Below are 19,682 nucleotides of genomic sequence, written 5' to 3' on the forward strand. Positions count from 1 at the left end.
GACAACACCGCGCGGATCCTCGACGTGAAATACCACCTGCTGCTGCCGTCGGTGTCGCACGTGGGCACGATCCTCGATACCAACCACTGGGAATCGATCCTGCGGTCGGTCGAGGCAAACAACTCGTACCGCTGGGTGTACGGTGTGCAGTACAAGCCGCTGAACATTGCGGACTACCTGGTCCTGAACGGCCGCATGCCGCGCTCGCTGCGCTATTGCTACGGACGCGTCATGTCGAGTCTCAACTTGCTCATGAAAGAGCATGGCATCGCTCACGCGTGCCACGGCACCGCCGCACAGACGCTCACGATGCTTTCCGACAGTACGATCGAACGAGTCTTCAAGAGCGGCCTGCACGAGTTTCTGACCGGATTCATTCGACGCAACCAGCGACTTGGGCTCGAAATCGCCCAGGCCTACAACTTCGATTGAGCACTGCAATGCATATCGGGATCACCCATACCCTGCGTTATACCGTCGACGACCGGTTGCAGCTGGCATTGCAGCGCCTTCGACTGCGACCGTCGTCGAATCCCGGTCAGACGGTCGGGCACTGGGAATTGCTTGCAAACGACATGCAGCCGGCATTGTCGTACATCGACGGATTCGGCAACCATGTCGACCTTGTGTGTCGCCCGAACGACCACAAGGAAATTGTCATCGTTTCACGCGGAGAAGTGACGACGCACAACAAGGATGGGGTGCTCGGCACTGCAGACGATCGTACGAATCCGTGGCTGTTCCTGCGCGAGTCGCCTCTCACGCGCCCCGGAGACTCGCTGATGGAGCTTGCCTCCGCCCTGAAGAGCACGCAAAACCGTCTTCAGCAACTACACGAGTTGATGGACATCGTGCACGATCGTCTCGCGCCCGGGCCGGAGAATTGCGATGACGCCACCGATGCAGAAGCTGCGTGGATCAGTTCCCACGGGACCTGTCGCGACCATGCTCATGTATTCATCGCCGTGGCGCGTCGGCTCGGCATTCCCGCGCGCTTCGCTTCGGGCTATCTGATAGGCGACGACGACAGAATCCAGGCAATTGGTCATGCGTGGGCTGAAGTCTACGTCGACCATCTCGGTTGGATCGGCTTCGATCCGGCGAACAATCTCTGTCCCGACGAACACTACGTGAAACTGGCGACTGGCTTCGACGCTTGCGGCGCCGCGCCGGTCACCTGCATCCGGAACTCGGGCGCCGAAACGCTGACCGCGGAGATTGCGGTCACGCTGTCGGCCCGGTGAGTCTATCGACGGAAATTTCAGTACTCGCACCGAGGACGCAAACGACCCGGCGAATCCGCAAAGCGGGCTGGGCGTGGTGGTAGGCATTGCGAGGCGGCAGCAGTGGCAAGTAGCGGGGCTATCCAGCGTATCGCGCTGCGGATTTGGCGAAACAACGGAAGCCCAGGGATGGAAGCGCGGATCATTGACGATGACTTGTGGAAACTGATCGAACCATTGCTGCCAGTCGCGAAGCCTCGTGCGAAGAGCGATCCCGGCCGTCCGCGCGTGCCAGATCTTGCGGCGCTCAACGGCATCCTGTTCGTGTTCGAGACAGGCATCCGCCAAAATCATTTTCCGACTCGGCTGGGTTTCGGCTCGGGCGCCACTTGCTGGCGGCGATTGAGCGACAGGCAAAAGGCCGGCGTATGGGACCAACCGCACGAATTGCGGCTCGACAAGTTGTGCGCGACTGGCCAGATCGACCTCTCGCACGCCACCGTCGATTCGTCGTCGGTGCGGGCGAAAAACTGGCCCGAGCCCCACAGATCGTGCGCGACCCGATTCCAAGCACCACACCTCGTAGACGCCGACCGGGCCTCTCCACGTCGATCCAGCCGACGTGCCCGCGCCGATCACCGCGACGGCGATCCGCCGGGCCGATGCGTTCACGTCGAAGTTGCTGAATTCGTTCCCGGGTTGTTCGAAGCGGCCCATGCTCGGACATCAGGTGCGATTGATCGATACCCCTCCATCAACCAGCAGTGCCCCGCCGGTCATGAATGAAGAGGCGCTGGAAGCCATGTAGAGCACCGACTGCGCAAGTTCCTCCGGCGTAGCAATACGTTTGAGAGCGTGTAGTCCCGCCACGTGAACCATTGCTTCGGGCGACGCACTCATTGTGCGCCCCATGGGGGTGTCGACTCCGCCAGGAAGAATTGCGTTGACGCGAATGGCCTTCGGTCCAAACTCCGCGGCGAGTGACTGGGTCAGCCCGATCAATCCTGCCTTGCTGGCGGCGTAGGCTGCGACGCCGGGGAAGCCGACAGTGTATCCAACAAAAGTCGAAGTAAAGATGATGCTTCCGGAGCCACGAAGCATCATCGCGGGGATCTGATGCTTCGCACCGAGGAACGCACTTGTGAGATTGGTGTCAATCGTTTCGCGCCAACCCGTCTCGGATATTTGTGGCGTGGGACCCATTTCGCCAAGCGTCCCCGCGTTGTTGAACGCAATGTCCAGGCCCCCGAAGCGGTCAACGGCCGCCTGAACGAGAGTTCGCGCATATGTCTCATCCGTGACGTCGCCCGCGACGTATATCGCCGTTCCTCTTTGTGCGGTGATTTCCGTCACAAGACTTTCCAACTCGGCCTTACGACGGGCGCCAACTACCACTGCTGCGCCCTCGCGAGCGAAAAGCAACGCGGTCGCGCGTCCAATTCCGGAACTGGCGCCGGTGATGATGGCGACCTTGTTTGCAAGCACGTTCATTGTCTTTTCTCATGTTCGGATTGGTCAGTTGTTAGTTTGGTCACATCTCGACGCACGAGCACTCCGCTTCTTGCTATTGAATTCGGGCGGAATTTTCTGTGGCTAACTGCTCGCCAGGAACGCAAAAAACCGTCTCAAGCGATTTTGAACAGACCTCTTGCTTTTCTTTGCAGAACGCAGAGAAACGCGAGTCGCAGCCCCCGAGAGGGACTACTCCTGATTGAAGACGACCTTGATTTTGGCAATGCCATGCAGGTGGCGCTCGCCCAAGCCGATCTACCGACTGTATGGGTGCGCAGGCGGGTCACGGCCGCGATGGCTGACGTTCGACTGCTACGGCACGCTCATTCAATGGGACGAAGGTTTGCTGGCAGTGGTACGCGAGATTCCTGAGCGACGAAGCAAATGACGTCAGAACAAGAGCCCCAGCATTGCCGCCTTGACCGCGGCCTCGGTCTTGTTGGCCGAATTCAATTTGCGCATCGCATTGACGAGGTGAAATTTCACGGTCCGCTCGTCGACAGACATGATCTTGCCAATCTCGGAGTAGGTTTTCCCCGCGGCGCACCATTGCAACGCCTCGCGCTCGCGTGCCGTCAACTCGACGGCATATTCGGGCGCAAGCTGCGCGAGCAGATGCATGCTCATCGCGCAGTTGGCGGTGTTCGCGAGCCATGACATCTGGTATCCCTTTTCCGCGAGTTCACTCTCCTCGATCGGCTCGCCCGATCGCACCATGGTCACGAGTCCGATCGCCCCGGTGCGGCTGATGGATGGCATGCACCAGCCGTGGCGCAAACCGAAGTGCTCCGCTTCGTCCCAGAATTCGACGTTTTGTGTCTGGCTGTCGGCACGCCAGATCAGGGGTGTCAGTTGACTGAGCCCATGCCGGACCGTCGGATCGACGGCAAAATAGTTTTGGCTCACATAGCGCTCGACCCACGTCTCCGGATAGTTGGACTGCAGCATGAACCGCGGATGACTCACCGGCAACGGAACGCGCAGACCGAACGAACAGTACTCGAATCCAAGTGCTCGCACGTCTGCCGTGAACTCCAGAAACACGTCAGCCACGGATTTTGCCTCGGCGTATCCATTCAGATACTTCTCTCTCCAGGCCTGCATATCATTACCTTTTTGGTCAATCTTGTCCCTAAAGGGGCTGTATTTCGTGGTTGGTGCGCTGATCGATTTTTTATAAATTATTCAAGGATCGTCGTCAATATTTTAGATATCGAGCGGCAAGCATGGTGTCGGGTGCTGAATTGTTATCCGGCGGCGGATTTCGAGGTGACGTCCGCGCTCGCCATTGACCGATTGAGTTGGGGAATTTGCATGTCGGCATGCGTATTCGTACATCAGCCAGGTTTCGATACCGAAAATTGCGACGAGTCCGAAAATCCTGGAATTGCACAATGACCGAGCACCGTCGGGCAATCACCGCTCACGGGGTCGTACGTTATCTTGATAATGCGATGGTGTTCTCCGGGTGATCTGTGATATTCGTAAAAAACAGGCGCGTGATCTACCGGCTATCGCAAATCACAAGCAGGCACGCCGCGAGCGTTGGAAGGGCGCGCGCCTAGCCGGTCGCCGCGAATCTTGCCAAACTATGCGGTATCAATTTTAACAGGTGCCACATCTAGAGAACGGACATGCCTAAAAAACTGAACGACGGATACGTACGATTGACTTTGCCCGCGTTCTACGCGCTGCGCTTCCATCAACATATGTGCCAGCAAGCCCTGAACTTGTTGCATGATTTATGGGGCGAGGGCATTAGCGCCGTCAATGCCGGCTACTATGAACTGGTCTGTACCGAAACGCGGCCGGCCGTGAGCGTAGGCTGCGTATGGCATGTGGCCGTGGGCCAGTCTGAGGTGAAGGTCGGGAAGGACGACGTCAGCAGCAACGTCATGCTTCTCAACATGAACGGTGACGATTACGGCGCGCAATACAGCCAAGAGTTGATCCAGAACTGGCTGTGCTCGGGAACGCGTCAACGCGAACTTGAATCGGCCATCTTCGCCGGTCACTGATTTCGTGTTCAGTGAATATAACCAGATTAAAAATGCCTGCGCGTCGTGCCAAATTCCGTGTGCCGCGCTGCCGCCAATTTCCGTTGACTTACCGGATCGGCCTGGCAATGGCGCTATGACCGCTACCATCATTTACGCCATGACGCCGCGGCTCGGGATGGTTGCTTCGAGCCGCCATTGATCAAGCGCGCGCCGGCCGGTCCCTCCGACCGACTCGCGTTGCGATCGCCGGTTGAATTCCGAACCCCCGTTTGTCCGTCGCAGTGTCCCGTCGCACTCGGCGCGACGAGTCTCGTCCAGACGCCTGCCCCCCTGCCCATTCGGGCAGCTTTTTTGTCTTTTCAATTTCGGGTCCAATCGCGCCTAACAATTCTGAAGATAAGAGAGAGGGCATTCGCGATGCTGACTTTATTGTCGGGAAAAAGCGCTGATTTGAGTCGCGAGACGATGTATCGACTTGCGAAGTTTCGGCATAAGGTCTTCATACAGGAACTCGGCTGGTCGTTGCCTACCGACGATGGCATCGAATTTGACGACTTCGATCACGCGGACACCCTTTATGTCGTCGCTTTCGACCGCAGCGACGAAATCGTCGGTTGCGGCCGGTTGTTGCCGACCGACGAGCCTTATCTGCTGGGTGAGGTTTTTCCGGATTTGATGGGCGGTGCCTCCCTTCCCAGTACGCGCAATGTGTGGGAACTGTCGCGCTTCGCGATGAGCATGCCGAGCGGCGAGTCGTTGACGGCGGAAGAATCGTGGCAAAACACGCGCTCCCTGATGTCCGAAATCGTCCGTGTCGCGCACGCGCATGGCGCCGACCGTCTCATTGCATTCTCCGTGCTCGGCAACGAACGGCTTCTGAAGCGCATGGGGGTCAATGTGCATCGCGCTGCGCCGCCGCAAATGATCGAAGGCAAGCCGACCTTGCCGTTCTGGATCGAGATAGATCGACAAACGCGCGCAGCGCTGAACCTCGACGCGTTGGAGTACGGTGTGCCGCTCAACATGTCGCGCAGTGCGCACGTGTCGCACGCGTTCTGACGAGCGCAGCGAATTCGCGACGCGCATCGGGAAGGTCCAGGGTCCGCCGCGAGTCGGGCGGCTCCGGCTCTCTCCTGAAGTGGCTCGGCGCAATACAGCATTACTAAAGGTGTGCCTGAAGATGAACGGCTTTAACGATGTGGGTCAGCTGGTCCTGGTCCGTGAGGGGAAGGTGAAATGACGCTTCGAGTGGTGGTAACCGGTATTGGCATTGTGTCCCCGCTGGGTTGCGGTAAGGAATTGGTGTGGCAGCGCCTGATCGGAGGCGGCTCCGGGCTTCGCCGGCTCGGTGACGACATCGTCGGTGAACTGTCCGCCAAGGTCGGCGGGACCGTCCAGGGGAAGGCCGACGATCCCGACGGCGGTTTCGATCCGGAACTCTCGGTGCCGAACAAGGAACTGAGGAAGATGGACCGCTTCATCCAGATGGCGATGGTCGCTGCAGACGAGGCGCTCACGGAAGCCGGATGGGCTCCGCAAGCCGAGCATCAGCGCGAGCGGACAGCGACGGTCGTAGCGTCGGGCATCGGTGGGTTTCCCGGGCTGGCGGAGGCGGTCAGGATCGGCGAGACGCGTGGCGTGCGGCGGTTGTCGCCGTTTACCATTCCGTTCTTTCTCTCGAATCTGGCGGCCGGCCAGATTTCGATCAAGCATCAGTTCCGTGGGCCCCTCGGCTGTCCGGTGACGGCCTGTGCGGCGAGCGTGCAGGCGATCGGCGATGCGATGCGCATGATCCGGACCGGTGAGGCCGATGTCGTGCTGGCGGGCGGTGCCGAAGCCGCATTCGACAAGGTCAGCCTGGGCGGATTCGCGGCGGCGCGAGCGTTGTCGACCGGCTTCGGCGATCAGCCGATTCGCGCTTCGCGCCCGTTCGACCGCGATCGTGACGGATTTGTCATGGGCGAGGGGGCGGCCATGCTCGTGGTCGAGTCCCTGGACCATGCCCTCGCACGTGGCGCCCGACCGATCGCGGAAATCATCGGGTACGGAACCACGGCGGACGCCTATCACATGACCGCCGGTCCCGACGACGGATCCGGCGCGATGCGGGCGATGAAGCTGGCCCTGGCGATGGGCGAAATCGCCCCGGAGCAGGTCGACTACGTCAATGCGCATGCGACATCGACGCCGGTCGGCGACGCCGGCGAAATCGAGGCGCTGAAGACTGTCTTCGGCGTGGGCGCAGGCCCGGCGATTTCCTCGACCAAGTCGGCAACCGGGCATTTGCTCGGGGCGGCGGGCGCCATCGAAGCGGCGTTTTCCATTCTCGCGCTCCGGGATGGCGTGTTGCCCGGAACGCTGAATCTCGAGCACCCCGACGAAGCCGCGGCCGGACTTGACCTGATCGGGCCTTCCGCGCGGCGCGTTCCCGTCGAAATTGCACTGTCCAACGGGTTCGGGTTTGGCGGCGTCAATGCATCTGTGCTGTTTAAACGCTACCCGCCGGATAGATCAGCAGGGTCGCATTGACTGCACACCCACCTGGTTCGAACACGCTCCTGATTTCGTAAATATCACGAATCGTTGGCCTTCGGCGCCATACCATGGCGCCGACGGCGCTCCATCGGTTCGATGGCGAGTCGCGTCATGTGCAATCCGAGTTCCAGTCGTTATCCAAAGGGAATCTTTCAGTGTTAGACACCGTCATCGCAGGTGCCAGCTGCGCGAGCGCCGCGCTCGCGATTCATCTGGCGCGCAGGTACGCGCGTTCTGGCTTTCAAGCCGTGGCGGCGCACGTCCGCCAATCACCGGCCCTGCGCCGCGTAAGCCGAGGAGAGAGGCTATGACCATCGAAGCCCCGTTGGACAGCGACGTCGCATTCTCGCGGCTCAAGCTGCCGCGACACTTTCATCGGATCAGTTCCGTCGCCACGATCCTCTATCTGGCGCACGCGCTCGCATTCTTCCTGATCCCGGCCGCGGTGGCGTTCGCCATCGTCGATATACCGGCGTCGACGCCAGCCCGTATCGCGATGGCGATCGTCCTGGGCTTGATCGGCGGGCACGGCATGCACCTGCTGACCTTCGTCGGGCATGAGGGGATGCACACGAACCTGCATCGTAACAAGTACGTGAGCGCCGCGCTGTCGCTCATCTGCTCGTCGCTGGTGCCCGGCTTCCTGATCGTGGGATTCAGCATGACCCACTGGAAGCACCATCGCTTCACCGGTCAGGACATCGACCCGGATGTCCAGATCTATTCGCAGTACCGCACCTTCTGGTCGCGCTTCTTTCTCGCGCGCTCCAGGGGCGTGCGGATCTACACGAAGAACGCCGTGCGCATGGCGGCCGGTCTGCCCTGGCCGGAGAACACGCGTTTGCCCTTCAGCCAGCGCGAAATGCGCTGGATCTCCCGGATCAACATCGCGCTGAACCTGTGCGCGGTGACGGCCTACGGGTTCATCTGGCATCGCTCGTTGTGGCTCGGTTTCACGGTCATGCTGATTCCGTATATCGGGGTGTACGTGTTCAGCACCATCCGCGCGTACATCGAGCACACGGATACCGTGCCGGGGCGATATCGCGATAGTCGCAGCTATACGTCGCCGATCTATACCGCGCTGTTCTTCGGCAGCAACTTCCATCTTGAACACCACCAGTATCCGGCGGTGCCGTGTTACCGGTTGCCCGCGCTCCACGCGTACCTGGCGTCGCATGGGCTGCTCGAGGCGGCAGGCGCGCCGGTCGAGCCGTCGTTCCTTGGCGCGCTGCGTTATACGACGGGGCGCTTCCAGTATCCCTGCGTCAATCTGCAGTCCGCGACCGACGACTTCCTCGAGCAGATGGCAGAGGGTCGTCTCGATCGCGAAGCGTCCGCGGCGGAGACCCGGGACGAAGACGCGTTGGTCGCCGTCGTGCGCAAGTAGAAACGATCCAGAAGGCATACGCCCGCTCGCGTTCGCGTCGGGTGTGTCACAACGCCGCCCATGTAGCAAAGTGAGGAACAATGTTCATCGAGAATGCGTGGTACGCAGCAGCACTTTCCGCGGAAGTCCAGAGGGAGCCCTTTGCCCGGACGATCCTGAACCAGAAGATCGTCATGTACCGTACGTCGGCGAACCAGATCGTCGCGCTCGAGGATCGATGCCCGCATCGACAGGTTCCGCTGTCGCGGGGACGCGTTGTCGGCGACGAGATCCAGTGCTGGTACCACGGGCTCAGGTACGACTGCTCGGGCGTGTGCGTCAGTATTCCGAGCCAGAGCACGATCCCGAAGGGCGCACGCGTGCGGACGTTCCCTGCTGTCGAGAAATACGGCTTGATCTGGCTGTGGGCCGGCGAGCCGAACCAGGCCGACGAGGCGACGATCCCGAACCATTGGGTGTGTTCGGCACCCGAGCTTGCGGGGACGATGAGCTACTGCACCATCGCCTGTAGCTACCTGTTCGGCATCGACAACATTCTCGACATCTCGCACGCCGCCTTCGTGCATGCGAAGACGCTGGGTTCGCTCGACATCGTCGAGACGCCGCCCGAAATCGTGATCAACGACGACGAAGTGCGCGTGCGCCGCTACCTGCGCCGCGAGAAGACGCCGCCGCTCTACACCCATATCCTGAAGCTCGACTACATCGACCGCTTCCAGGAGGTCGTTTACTGGCCCATCGGCAACACGCGGGTCGAAACGAGGGCCCACGCCTGTGACGATGCCAGCGGCCAGGTCTTCCACGTCTACACGACGACGATCTTCACGCCCGCCACGGACGCCACGACTCATGTCTTCGTGGGCATGCACCGCGATTTCGACGTCGACAACCATCGGTTTACCGAATTCACCGCGAAGGAAGTGTTCGCGACGGTCATGGAGGACAAGGACGTCGCGGAAAGCCTTCAGGCGAACTGGAGCCCGACGGCGCCGATGATCGACATCCAGCTCGATCGACCGGCGTTTGCCGCGCGGCGGATATTGGAGCGAATGGGCGCGAACGCATCCATTCGGGCGGCCGTATGACGCAGGGCGAGACGGCAAGCCTGCCGCATGCAGACGCACAAACGACGATGACGGGGAAGGAAACGACGATGAATCACCAAGGACACGCCGGTCTCTATGTCGACGAGTTGCTGCGCGAACTCGAGACGTCGGAGCAGGACGAGGTGGGTTTGCGGCATCCGATGACGTTCGGAGAAATCGTCGGTCGCGGCCGGGTCGAGCGCCTCGCGGCTGCGGCCGGGAGCATCTTCTCCGAGGTCGAGCCGAAACATGCGTGGAGCGGCGCCGATATCGGCGCGCGCGAATGGCACGGCCGCTTCAAGGACCGCCAGATTCGCGGCGTGACGGTGGCGCGCCGGTCAGGCAAACGCGTACAGGTCGACATCTTCCTCGGCTCGTTTCCCGCGCCGGTTCGCCGGGCGCTGTACGACGCGAGTCGCGATCTCGTCGACGCCGACGCGTGGACGCTGCCGCCGGAGATCGATACCGCGTTGCCGCCGATACCCGACGACGAAGTACTGGACGCCAAGTTGCCGTTCGGCCTCGCCGACGAGATGTTTATGACCAGTCCGGTGGCCTGCAAGCCGATTCGTGGCCGCGCCGACGTCGAACGCGTTTGCGGCCACTCGATCGCGGTCTACGGGGGCCGCGCGAGCGGGCCGCGTCTGTCGGCCGGTGCCACGACGCTGAGCCTCTGGACAGGGGAGGTCGGCGGGTTGCCGCTGGAAGTGGCGAACGTCATCCACTGGGAAGATGCCCGGAATGCCAAGGTCATGGCAATGGCGATGCGTCCTTGGCCCGTCGTTGCGCTGTTTCAAGCGCGGATGCGGGAGCGAACGCTCCCGTTTCTCGATGCGTCGTATTTCGAATCCGAATCGGGCGACGGCGTGACGCCGCCTCAGCTTGGCGAAAGTACATGAACGGACGCCGCGCGCCCGCTTTGTACGCGCAGTCGAGTTCGATCTCGCCGTGGCCGGTTTCCCGTATCGCAAGTGTGGCGGTGTTCCTCGTCTGCTGGTGACCGGAGCCTGATATCCACGGCGGCGGGCATCTGGTTGGCGCTGGTACCGGGGTCGATCCTGACTATGTGCACGCATGGCTTCCGGGGGCGCTGCTCACCGGGCTGGTCGTGGGCATGGTCACGCCTTCGCTGTCGGCGGCCGACGTTGCGCATCTGCCGCCGGCGCGATTCGACTTGGGCTCTGCCGTGAACCAGGCGATACGCCAGATGGGGGCGGTGTTCGGCGTGGCGCTGACGGTCGCGATAACAGGTAACGCGATAGTGCGCCTGGCCGGATTCCATGCCGTTTGCTACCTGCGGATTGCGCTCGACCTGGCCACCGCATCTCGGGCGCGCCGGTGGATACGCGACCGAGAGCGCTTGCCCCCGCGGCGGCGCATTCATGGCCGCGTGGCGTTCAGCGCCTGTTCGCGCATGAAATTTTCATCAAAACAAAACTGACAATCCGAGGGTCTCATGATGGCCGGTAGCCTTCCCCCTTCCGCCCTGCCGGCGGAGCGCAGGACCTTGTCCCTGCTCGATATTCTTCGAGAGCGTGCCGAGCAAACGCCGGAGCGGATCGCATTCCATTTTCTTCGCGACGGCGAGGACGATGTCGTGAGCTGGTCATATGGCCAGCTCGCTGCCGCTGCCATCCAGATGCGCGACAGGGTGCTGCAGCACGCGCTGCACGAACGACGCGTATTGCTGCTGCTTGAACCCGGTCTGAGCTACGTCGCCGCGCTGTTCGGGATCCTGCTGGCGGGCGCCACCGCGGTGCCTTCGTTTCCCCCTGTCGGCTCTCGCGCGGTTGCACGCTTCGCATCGATCTGCCGCGACGCCGATCCCGACGTGGTCATTGCCGGCAAGCTTCACCGCTCGCTGCAGCCACAGCTCGACGCGCTGTACGGCGGCCAGCGTGCCGCGCCTGCGTTGCTGACGATCGACGAAAGCACCTTCGACGATATCGAAGCATCGGCGGATGACGTCCGGAACTTGCCGGAGCAGGGTGTCGGCCTGGATCGGCCAGCGCTGCTCCAGTACACGTCGGGATCGACGGGCGAGCCCAAGGGCGTGGTCGTCACGCACGAGAATCTCGTCAGCAACTGCGCGGTGATCGCCGAACGGCTCGGCATCGACCAGGACCGCGTCGGCTGTACGTGGCTGCCGCCGTATCACGACATGGGGTTGATGGGCGCGCTGCTGCTCGCAGTGTTCAGCGGCTTTCCGCTCGTGATCCTGTCGCCGCAGCATTTCGTCCAGCGTCCGTATCGCTGGCTCAAGGCGATCACCGACTACCGCGTGACCACGAGCGTCGCACCGAATTTCGCGTTCGACCTGTGCGTCGACAACATCAGCGAAGAAGAAGCGGCCACGCTCGATCTCAGCTCGCTGCAGCACGTATTTTGCGGCGCCGAGCCGGTGAACCACGCGACGCTCGAACGCTTCTTCGCGCGCTTCGGCCGGCACGGCTTCGAGCGCCGTGCCGTGGTGCCCTGCTACGGAATGGCGGAGGCGACGCTCTACGTATCCGGCAAAGTGGGCCGTTCGCCGGTCACGCTGATCGAGGTCGACAAGGATGCGCTTGCTCGCGGCCTGTGCATGCCGCACAACCCGGAATCCGACGTGCGCGCACGCACCACGCTGGTCGGCTGCGGGCCGGTGGCGGTCGGCCATCGGCTGCTGATCGTCGATCCCGAGACGAAGCGCGTGCTGCCGGAGCGGGCGATCGGCGAAATCTGGTTCAGCGGCCCGAACGTCGCAGCCGGCTATCTGAACCGCGCGGACAGCGACGACATCTTCGCGGCGGCGATCGGCGACGGAGACGGCGACGACGATTCGAACCGTTACCTGCGCACCGGGGACCTCGGCTTTCTGGAACGCGGCGAGCTGTTCGTGACGGGCCGGATCAAGGACGTCGTAATCGTCGCCGGACGCAATCTCTATCCGACCGACATCGAGGAGTCGGTGCAATCGGCGCACGAGGCGATTCGCACGAACGGCGTGGTGGCGTTTTCGATCGACGGCGGCGCCAGGGAGTCGCTCGTCATCGTCGCGGAACTCAAGCGCTCGCGCCGTCTGAGTCCGGACCAAATGCGCGAGGTGCGAGCAGCAATCACGCTGGCGGTCACGCGCGACCACGGGGTTGCGCCGACGGTGGTGCACCTTGGGCCGACCGGCGCGATTCCGCTCACCACGAGCGGCAAGGTGCGCCGGCAAGCGTGCAAGCAAGCGTTCCAGCAAGGCAGCTTGAGCATGCTCGAGGCGCGCGCGTAAGCGGTTCGCACGAACTGCATCCTCGATTTTCATTGTCGCTGTCTTTCTTCGGAGTCAGTCATGGCTGAAGCGGATTCTTTGTCTTCGCGAACACCGGCGGCCGCCTTTGCGGCGGAAGCCGACACCGACGTGCGCGCACGCCGGCTCGCTTATCTGACCGTGGGCATACCCGCGCTCGGTTTCGCACTGGCGATTGCCTACACGTGGATATACGGGGTGCGCGCAACCGACTTCGTGCTGCTGGCGGTCATGTATTTCTCGACCGCGATCGGCGTCGAAACCGGCATGCACCGGTATTTCTCGCACCGCTCGTTCAAGGGGCGACCGGCCGTTACCGTGATGCTCGGCGTGCTCGGCAGCATGGCCGCCCAGGGGCCGATCCTGTTCTGGGCGGCCACGCATCGGATGCATCACGCGTTCACCGATCAGGACGGCGATCCTCATTCGCCGCGCCCGCGGGCGAACCGGCACGGCAAGCTGAGCCGGTTCGCGGGACTTTGGCACGGCCACGTGGGCTGGCTGTTCACGGTGCGCCGCGAGAACTGGAGCGCGTATGCCGCGGATCTGCTGCGCGACCGCCTGATCGTCAATCTCAATCTGCGCTACGGGTGGTGGGTGCTGCTCGGCCTCGCGATTCCCGCGCTCGCGGGCGCGTTGCTCGCACCCGCGGGGCAGGCCTGGCTCGGGGCCGCCGGCGGCTTCCTGTGGGGCGGACTCGCGCGGATCTTCCTGCTCGATCAGTCGACCTGGGCCGTCAATTCGCTGTGCCACACCATCGGCACCCGTCCGCACGCGACGCGCGACCACAGCCGCAACCTGGGCCTGCTCGCGATCGTTTCGGTGGGCGGCGCATGGCACAACAACCATCACGCGCAGCCGGCCTTCGCCAACAACGATCACGCGTTCTGGCAGCTCGATCCCTCCGCGTGGATCATCCGCCTGCTCGACGCGCTGGGTCTTGTCACGGAGGTGCGCTATGCCCCGAAGCGCGGCGCCGCGGCTCCGTCAATCTCGCCGTAATCCTCATTAGCGTTTGGAGAATCCTATGAACTCATCGATTCAGGTTGCACCCGGCGTGACTGCCGCGGGCGGGCTGTCGGCCGCCGACGGGCAGATCCCCGGCGTTTCGCCGCTAAAGGGCAGTGGTGCGCGCGTCAAACGCTATACCGCCTTGGCCGTGATGCTGGTGCCGCTTGCCGGGTTCGCGCTGGCGGTGCGTCAACTCGCGCTGGGTGACTTCGCCGTCACCGATCTCGTGCTGTTCGCGGTGTTCTATTTTCTGCACATGGGCGGGATCACGATGGGTTTCCATCGGTATCTTGCGCACAAGACGTTCCGGACATCGAAGTGGTTCGAGGGGCTGCTGCTGATCTGCGGTTCGATGGCTGCGCAAGGACCGATCATGTTCTGGGTGACGACGCATCGCCGTCATCACCTGTACAGCGACCAGAAGGGCGATCCGCATTCGCCGAACCAGGCCGGCGCGGGCCTGTTCGCGAAGCTGCGCGGCCTCTGGTACGCGCACATGCCGTGGATGCTGGCCCCGGACGTATCGGGCTGGACGTTCTTTGCCCCGGACGTGTTGCGCGATCGCCGCCTGTTTTTCTATCACCGCACCTACGCCTGGTGGATCGTGCTCGGCCTCGTGCTGCCCGCCGCGATCGGCGGCGCCGTCAGCGGCTCCTGGCACGGCGCGTGGAACGGCCTGCTGTTCGGCGGCTTCGCGCGAATATTCCTGGCCAATCAGGCCGCGTGGTGCGTGGGTTCGATTTGCCACATGTTCGGCGGACGGCCGTTCAAGACCGACGACAACAGCGCGAACAACTGGACGGTCGCCGTGCTCACGTTCGGCGAAGGCCTGCAGAACAACCACCACGCGTTCCCCGCGTCGTATCGCCACTCGGTGAAGTGGTACGAGCCGGATCTCAGCGCGTGGGTGCTCTGGACGCTCGGCAAGGTGGGCGTCGTCTGGGACCTGCGCTTGCCGGGGCCGGAGGCGATCCGCAAGCTCGCGAAGAAACCGTATTGAAAGTTGCCGTCGTGATTTCGTTCAACACCCTTGTATAGAAGGATCATTCATCATGTCTGAAGCTGGATTCCTGGGCGGCCTGTTCGGCCGCAAGAAAGCGGTGGCCGCCGACGTCGGCCCGCTGACGGAAGCGTCGATCCGCAGCTGGCTGGTCGACCGGCTCGCCAAGCAGTTGAAGGTGGACCGGGCGGCCATCGATCCCGCCAAGCGCTTCGACGAGTACGGGCTCGATTCGATCGTCGCGGTGCAGGTGTCGGGCGATCTGGAGAAGGTCGTCGAGCAGCGGCTGTCCCCGGCGCTGCTGTTCGAATACAACAGCATCAACGAGTTGGCGCACCACCTCTCGACCGAGCTCGGTCTGCAGGCTGCATAAGCGGGAGATCGACATGGCGAAAACTTACACCGTTCCGAGCGCGCCGCCCGCGCGTTTCGACGAATTCCTGCAGAAGTCCAAGGCGCTCGAGGGCGTGCGGCTGACCGACGCGATCCCGAAGTCGCTGTACGAGCCGCGTGCGTGGCGCGGCGTTCTCGGCTTCGTGGTGAGCTATGCGGCGTACATCGGGGCGATCGTCGGCATTGCGTATGCGCCGCACTGGCTGCTCTACATTCCGTTGTGGCTCGTCGCAGGTCTGGGCGGCTGGGGATTGCATTGTATCGCGCACGATTGCGGGCACAACTCGTTCTCCCGCTCGCGTCGGTTCAACCTGGTGATCGGGCACCTGTCGCTTCTGCCGCTGCTGTATCCGTTCCACGCCTGGCGCCACACGCACAACCTGCACCACGCGAACACCAACAACCTCGAGCTCGACACCGACTGGCGGCCGATTCCCGCGCCGCTTTACGACCGCATGTCGCTGCTCAAGCGCCTCGAGTACGCCGGTACCCGCAAGTGGCTGTTCTGGGTGGGCACGGTGAGCTACTGGAAGGAATCGGGTTTCCGTCCCGGCTTCTATCCGAAGCGCGAGATGCGACGCGACGTGAAGCGCTCGATCGGCTTCGTGGCGATCGTGTCGGCGCTCTATTTTCCGGCGCTGATCTACTTCACCGGCATCACGGGCCTGTTCCTGTACTTCGTCGCGCCATGGCTCATGATTCATGCGTGGTTCAGCGCCACGACGCTGATGCACCACACGTCGGACGACATCCCGTTCCTGCCCTCGCAGCACTGGACGCCGAACGCGAGTCGCCTGCTGGTGACGACCGACTACCGGTATCCGAAGTGGCTGCACTTCATGACTCACAACATTTCGGTGCACACGGCGCACCACGTCGCGCCGATCGTGCCGTTCTACAACCTGCCGAAGGCGCAGGCGGCGCTCAAGGAAGCGTTTCCGGGGATGATCCGCGAAAAGGACTTCACGTTCGGCGATCTGTGGCACGTGATCCGTCACTGCCACTTCTACGACACCGAGTCAGGCTATTACCGGAGCCTGTCCCGGGAGGCAGTGCCCGTCGGCGCGCGCGCGGCGACGGAGGGCCGGTGATGGCGACCGTGAAGGACACCGAAGTCTCGCCGATCACACGGCGGACGGCGAAGGCGCCATCGTTGCGCGTGCGGCTCGGCCGTCGCGCGTTCCGGTTGCTGAACACCTTCGCGCCGCGCGCCGCGGGGCGGCGCGCGGCAGACGCGTTCGGCTTCACGCGCGGCTACGGGCTGCCTGTCAGCGATCGTGTACCGCTCGGCGCGAAGGTGACGCCGATCGAGGGCAATGCGGACCTCGACCGGGCGTATTACTGGGAGGGCGGCGCGGCGCGGGCGCTGCTCGTGCACGGCTGGGGCACCGACAGCAGCAGCATGCTGGGCTTCGTGAAGCCGATGCAGGCGCTGGGCTTCTCGGTGGCGACGTTCGACGCACCGGCGCACGGCCGTTCGCCGGGCAAGCATACGACGATGACGCAGTTCACCCGGGCGACGGGCGCGGTGCTGGATGCGATCGAAGGCGCGCAAGTGGTGATCGCGCATTCGCTCGGGTCGATCGCGGCGATCTCGGCGCTCGCGGAGCGCTCGCGCCGTGCGTCGTTGCGCTGCATCGTGCTGATCGCGCCGACGGGCGCGCTGACCGAGGTGCTGGAGCGCTGGGCGAGCCGCGACATGGCGTTCCCGCGTCCGGTGGTCGAGCGCATCTATGCGGAGCTGCAGCTCCGCAACGGCGTGCCGGTCAGCCACTGGGACATTCTCGCGCGCGGCGCGTCGCTCGATGTCCCGGTGCTGGTCGTGCACGATCCGGCCGATCCCGTGGTGCCGTACTGCGAGGCACAGCGGGTCGTGGCGGGGCTGCCCGACGCGACCCTGTGGCCGGCGCCGGGCACGGGGCATGGGCGGATCCTGTCGGATGCGAGGGTACGCGAGCAGGTGCGCGAATTTGTGACGCGACAGATGTCGAATTTTGGAGAGTTGGCGAGATGAGCACGACAGCAACGGAGATGCGCACATTGATGTGTCTGGTGTGCGGCTGGATTTACTCGGAAGAAAACGGTGCGCCGGACGACGGCATTGCGCCGGGTACGCGCTGGGAAGACATTCCCGCGAAATGGAAGTGTCCGGAGTGCGGCGTCGGCAAGGAAGATTTCGAAATGGTGTCGATCTGACGCGATCCCTGCGGTGCCTGCCCCGCACGCAGGCAGCCCGTGGGTCGCGAGGTGGTCGCCGGCACGTAGTGCGTAGTCGCATGCCTTTCGGCAGGCAGGTCGCGCCGGTACGGTGGCGTCCGTTCACGCGGAACTGAACTTTGAATGGAGTGTTGAAAATGGTTGCTCGACAAGTAGTGATCTGCAGTCCTGTAAGAACGCCCATCGGGGCGTTTGGCGGTGCGTTGAAGGACGTTGCCGCGACGGCGCTGGGCGCAGTCGCAGTGCGCGAAGCGGTCCGCCGCAGCAAGGTCGATCCGGCAGCGTTGGCTTCGGTCGTGATGGGCAACGTCATTCAGGCCGGCAACAAGATGAATCCCGCGCGTCAGGCAGCCGTCAAGGGCGGCATTCCGGTGGACGTGCCTGCGCTGACGGTGAATCGCGTGTGCGGCTCGGGTGCTCAGGCCATCGTGAGTGCGGCCCAGGAAATCTGGCTTGGATTCGGTGAGGTCGCGGTGGCGGGTGGCATGGAAAACATGGACCGTGCCCCGTATCTGCTGGAAAGTGGTCGATGGGGTCATCGCATGGGGAATGCCGAGATCGTCGACAGCATGCTCGCGGACGGCCTCGTCGACGCGTTTTCCAACCGCCATTCCGGATGGCATACGGAAGATCTCGTTGCGAGGATGGGAATGACGCGCGAGCAGCAGGACCGTTGGGCGGAACGTTCGCAGAAGCGCTTCGCGCAGGCTCAAGGGCGCGGGGCGTTCGACGCCGAGCTTGTCGCGGTCGATATCGAGGGGCGGAAACAACCCGTCAGATTCGAGCGTGACGAGCAGGTGCGACCGGACACGACGATCGAGTCGCTTGCCAAATTGAAACCCGCGTTCCGGTCCGACGGCACCATCACGGCCGGCAATGCGCCGGGATTGAACAGCGGCGCGGCGGCGATGGTCGTGGCGGAGCGACAGTATGCCGAGGCACGTGGAATCGAGCCGATCGCAACGCTCGTTTCCTACGGCGTGGGTGCTGTCGAGCCGGGCATGTTCGGACTCGGGCCCGTGCCGGCAGTCAAGATGGCGCTCGCGCGCGCCGGATGGTCGTTGAACGACGTGGAGCGTTTCGAGATCAACGAGGCTTTTGCCGCCGTGCCGATCGCGGTCATTCGGGAGCTCGGCATCGACGAGCAGCGGGTGAATGTCGAAGGCGGAGCGATCGCGCACGGTCATGCCATTGGTGCGACCGGTGCCGTCTTGACGGCCCGTCTTGCGCATTCGATGCGTCGTGATGGCGTGAAGCGCGGCATCGTGACTTTGTGCATTGGCGGCGGTCAGGGCATCGCCCTCGCCCTGGAAGCCGTCTGACGGCGTCCTGATACCGAGAGCGGCCGGCAACGTTCCGACCATCGGCATCCACGGAGAAGACATGGATCAGCGTTCAGCACTGGAAAACCTGTATGCCCTTGCCGCCACCGGGCACACGACAACGCAGACGGAGCTTGCGCACAAGTGGCTGACCTATTTCGGTGCCGACCACGTGCAAGACCTCGACCTCGGCATGCTGGAGGCGATTGCCTGCTATGTCGGGAAGGGAATATCCCCTCCGATTGAATAGCTCGCCATTGTTCGTGCCTCCATTGCGTGTCGATTGGTGTGGCGGGCCGGAGCAAGGGCGGCGGCGCGGCGGAGCGTACGCTGGATGCGGGCCGATCCAGTCGTGCGCCAGCCATCTCGCCGTCGCGCTCCGCGACAGCCGATCAGAGGTCGGCATGGCCGCGTCGGCGAGCGAATGGGACAGGAACTGAAATCAAAAAAGGCCCCGACAATGGCCGTGAAACTTGCCGGGGCTAACGAACCATGCAAATTGCATGGGACGAGGAAGTATCGCGTCCATCGTATAGCCGCCAATGATTGAGCAGCACCACCGAGTTCCGACGAATTCTCATCGGGTTCAGCCAAGATCCTGCGCGAGGAACGCGGATGTCCTCCACCGGCAAGCTTAAAAAATGGTTCATCGCAGGAAACCGTGGAGGGTTTGGGAGCGATTGCGTAACCTGACGCCTGACTTTAAGGACGTCAGGAGAG

General features: G+C 63.0%; 20 protein-coding genes and 1 pseudogene. 19 read left to right on the forward strand and 2 right to left on the reverse strand.

The window, feature by feature from the left end; all coding sequences use genetic code 11:
- The 3 genes and pseudogenes from DID99_RS34080 to DID99_RS34090 all read left to right on the forward strand — a co-directional run.
- Positions 1–432 (forward strand): alpha-E domain-containing protein (locus tag DID99_RS34080; protein ID WP_148094688.1); only part of this gene is annotated, 432 nt, incomplete at its 5' end.
- Positions 433–440: 8 nt separating this feature from the next.
- Positions 441–1,244 carry a transglutaminase family protein gene (locus DID99_RS34085; RefSeq protein ID WP_124668482.1) on the forward strand — a complete coding sequence of 268 codons (804 nt, stop codon included), beginning with the start codon at positions 441–443 and terminating at the stop codon, positions 1,242–1,244.
- Positions 1,245–1,412: 168 nt separating this feature from the next.
- A pseudogene (locus DID99_RS34090) lies at positions 1,413–1,800 on the forward strand (transposase); the annotation flags it as partial.
- A gap of 149 nt (positions 1,801–1,949) precedes the next feature.
- Here the strand turns inward: DID99_RS34090 and DID99_RS34095 are convergent.
- Complete coding sequence (locus tag DID99_RS34095; protein ID WP_124668483.1) at positions 1,950–2,714, reverse strand: SDR family oxidoreductase; 765 nt, start codon at positions 2,712–2,714, stop codon at positions 1,950–1,952.
- Positions 2,715–3,125: 411 nt separating this feature from the next.
- A complete protein-coding gene (locus DID99_RS34105; RefSeq protein ID WP_260444753.1) occupies positions 3,126–3,788 on the reverse strand; it encodes a LuxR family transcriptional regulator in 663 nt (220 codons plus the stop codon).
- A gap of 581 nt (positions 3,789–4,369) precedes the next feature.
- Here DID99_RS34105 and DID99_RS34110 point away from each other — a divergent pair.
- The 16 genes from DID99_RS34110 to DID99_RS34185 all read left to right on the forward strand — a co-directional run bounded on the left by DID99_RS34110 (position 4,370) and on the right by DID99_RS34185 (position 19,212).
- A complete protein-coding gene (locus tag DID99_RS34110) occupies positions 4,370–4,753 on the forward strand; it encodes a DUF4902 domain-containing protein (RefSeq protein ID WP_124668486.1) in 384 nt (127 codons plus the stop codon).
- Positions 4,754–5,152: 399 nt separating this feature from the next.
- Entirely contained in the window at positions 5,153–5,794 is a 642-nt protein-coding gene (locus DID99_RS34115) for an acyl-homoserine-lactone synthase (protein ID WP_124668487.1), read from the forward strand.
- Between the two features lie 177 nt (positions 5,795–5,971).
- Positions 5,972–7,264 (forward strand): beta-ketoacyl-ACP synthase II, encoded by a 1,293-nt coding sequence (gene fabF / locus DID99_RS34120; protein ID WP_124668488.1) that lies wholly within the window; start codon positions 5,972–5,974, stop codon positions 7,262–7,264.
- Positions 7,265–7,577: 313 nt separating this feature from the next.
- Positions 7,578–8,660: a fatty acid desaturase gene (locus DID99_RS34125; protein ID WP_124668489.1), complete on the forward strand. Its 1,083-nt coding sequence runs from the start codon at positions 7,578–7,580 to the stop codon at positions 8,658–8,660.
- 80 nt (positions 8,661–8,740) lie between these two features.
- A complete protein-coding gene (locus DID99_RS34130) occupies positions 8,741–9,745 on the forward strand; it encodes an aromatic ring-hydroxylating dioxygenase subunit alpha (protein ID WP_124668490.1) in 1,005 nt (334 codons plus the stop codon).
- A gap of 68 nt (positions 9,746–9,813) precedes the next feature.
- The gene (locus DID99_RS34135) at positions 9,814–10,644 is read left to right on the forward strand and encodes a hypothetical protein (protein ID WP_260444754.1); all 831 of its coding nucleotides are present in this window, start codon (positions 9,814–9,816) and stop codon (positions 10,642–10,644) included.
- A gap of 167 nt (positions 10,645–10,811) precedes the next feature.
- A complete protein-coding gene (locus tag DID99_RS34140; protein WP_260444755.1) occupies positions 10,812–11,186 on the forward strand; it encodes a hypothetical protein in 375 nt (124 codons plus the stop codon).
- Positions 11,187–11,252: 66 nt separating this feature from the next.
- On the forward strand, positions 11,253–13,001 hold the full coding sequence (locus DID99_RS34145; protein ID WP_260444756.1) for a fatty acyl-AMP ligase: 1,749 nt from the start codon (positions 11,253–11,255) through the stop codon (positions 12,999–13,001).
- A 60-nt stretch (positions 13,002–13,061) separates the two neighbouring features.
- Positions 13,062–14,021, forward strand: a complete 960-nt coding sequence (locus DID99_RS34150; protein ID WP_124668492.1) for an acyl-CoA desaturase — start codon at positions 13,062–13,064, stop codon at positions 14,019–14,021.
- A 25-nt stretch (positions 14,022–14,046) separates the two neighbouring features.
- The gene (locus tag DID99_RS34155) at positions 14,047–15,030 is read left to right on the forward strand and encodes an acyl-CoA desaturase (protein WP_124668493.1); all 984 of its coding nucleotides are present in this window, start codon (positions 14,047–14,049) and stop codon (positions 15,028–15,030) included.
- Between the two features lie 52 nt (positions 15,031–15,082).
- Positions 15,083–15,403: an acyl carrier protein gene (locus DID99_RS34160; protein WP_124668494.1), complete on the forward strand. Its 321-nt coding sequence runs from the start codon at positions 15,083–15,085 to the stop codon at positions 15,401–15,403.
- Between the two features lie 13 nt (positions 15,404–15,416).
- Positions 15,417–16,514 carry a fatty acid desaturase gene (locus DID99_RS34165; RefSeq protein ID WP_124668495.1) on the forward strand — a complete coding sequence of 366 codons (1,098 nt, stop codon included), beginning with the start codon at positions 15,417–15,419 and terminating at the stop codon, positions 16,512–16,514.
- Positions 16,514–17,437 (forward strand): alpha/beta fold hydrolase, encoded by a 924-nt coding sequence (locus DID99_RS34170; RefSeq protein ID WP_124668496.1) that lies wholly within the window; start codon positions 16,514–16,516, stop codon positions 17,435–17,437. The genes DID99_RS34165 and DID99_RS34170 overlap by 1 nt, the downstream gene beginning before the upstream one ends.
- On the forward strand, positions 17,434–17,619 hold the full coding sequence (locus DID99_RS34175; RefSeq protein ID WP_124668497.1) for a rubredoxin: 186 nt from the start codon (positions 17,434–17,436) through the stop codon (positions 17,617–17,619). Before DID99_RS34170 ends, DID99_RS34175 begins: the two co-directional genes overlap by 4 nt.
- Positions 17,620–17,777: 158 nt before the next feature.
- Positions 17,778–18,962 (forward strand): acetyl-CoA C-acyltransferase, encoded by a 1,185-nt coding sequence (locus DID99_RS34180; RefSeq protein WP_124668498.1) that lies wholly within the window; start codon positions 17,778–17,780, stop codon positions 18,960–18,962.
- A gap of 61 nt (positions 18,963–19,023) precedes the next feature.
- Entirely contained in the window at positions 19,024–19,212 is a 189-nt protein-coding gene (locus DID99_RS34185; RefSeq protein ID WP_124668499.1) for a hypothetical protein, read from the forward strand.
- Positions 19,213–19,682: the final 470 nt, after the last annotated feature.

It is taken from the genome of Burkholderia sp. Bp8986 (assembly GCF_003854225.1).
Taxonomy (GTDB): Bacteria; Pseudomonadota; Gammaproteobacteria; order Burkholderiales; family Burkholderiaceae; genus Burkholderia.

What these genes read in the sequence shown, in the direction of transcription:
- DID99_RS34085 (WP_124668482.1), top strand. Translation starts at nt 441, where the DNA reads ATGCATATCGGGATCACCCATACCCTGCGTTATACCGTCGACGACCGG.
- DID99_RS34095 (WP_124668483.1), bottom strand. Translation starts at nt 2,714, where the DNA reads ATGAACGTGCTTGCAAACAAGGTCGCCATCATCACCGGCGCCAGTTCC.
- DID99_RS34110 (WP_124668486.1), top strand. Translation starts at nt 4,370, where the DNA reads ATGCCTAAAAAACTGAACGACGGATACGTACGATTGACTTTGCCCGCG.
- DID99_RS34115 (WP_124668487.1), top strand. Translation starts at nt 5,153, where the DNA reads ATGCTGACTTTATTGTCGGGAAAAAGCGCTGATTTGAGTCGCGAGACG.
- fabF (WP_124668488.1), top strand. Translation starts at nt 5,972, where the DNA reads ATGACGCTTCGAGTGGTGGTAACCGGTATTGGCATTGTGTCCCCGCTG.
- DID99_RS34125 (WP_124668489.1), top strand. Translation starts at nt 7,578, where the DNA reads ATGACCATCGAAGCCCCGTTGGACAGCGACGTCGCATTCTCGCGGCTC.
- DID99_RS34130 (WP_124668490.1), top strand. Translation starts at nt 8,741, where the DNA reads ATGTTCATCGAGAATGCGTGGTACGCAGCAGCACTTTCCGCGGAAGTC.
- DID99_RS34135 (WP_260444754.1), top strand. Translation starts at nt 9,814, where the DNA reads ATGAATCACCAAGGACACGCCGGTCTCTATGTCGACGAGTTGCTGCGC.
- DID99_RS34150 (WP_124668492.1), top strand. Translation starts at nt 13,062, where the DNA reads ATGGCTGAAGCGGATTCTTTGTCTTCGCGAACACCGGCGGCCGCCTTT.
- DID99_RS34155 (WP_124668493.1), top strand. Translation starts at nt 14,047, where the DNA reads ATGAACTCATCGATTCAGGTTGCACCCGGCGTGACTGCCGCGGGCGGG.
- DID99_RS34160 (WP_124668494.1), top strand. Translation starts at nt 15,083, where the DNA reads ATGTCTGAAGCTGGATTCCTGGGCGGCCTGTTCGGCCGCAAGAAAGCG.
- DID99_RS34165 (WP_124668495.1), top strand. Translation starts at nt 15,417, where the DNA reads ATGGCGAAAACTTACACCGTTCCGAGCGCGCCGCCCGCGCGTTTCGAC.
- DID99_RS34170 (WP_124668496.1), top strand. Translation starts at nt 16,514, where the DNA reads ATGGCGACCGTGAAGGACACCGAAGTCTCGCCGATCACACGGCGGACG.
- DID99_RS34175 (WP_124668497.1), top strand. Translation starts at nt 17,434, where the DNA reads ATGAGCACGACAGCAACGGAGATGCGCACATTGATGTGTCTGGTGTGC.
- DID99_RS34180 (WP_124668498.1), top strand. Translation starts at nt 17,778, where the DNA reads ATGGTTGCTCGACAAGTAGTGATCTGCAGTCCTGTAAGAACGCCCATC.
- DID99_RS34185 (WP_124668499.1), top strand. Translation starts at nt 19,024, where the DNA reads ATGGATCAGCGTTCAGCACTGGAAAACCTGTATGCCCTTGCCGCCACC.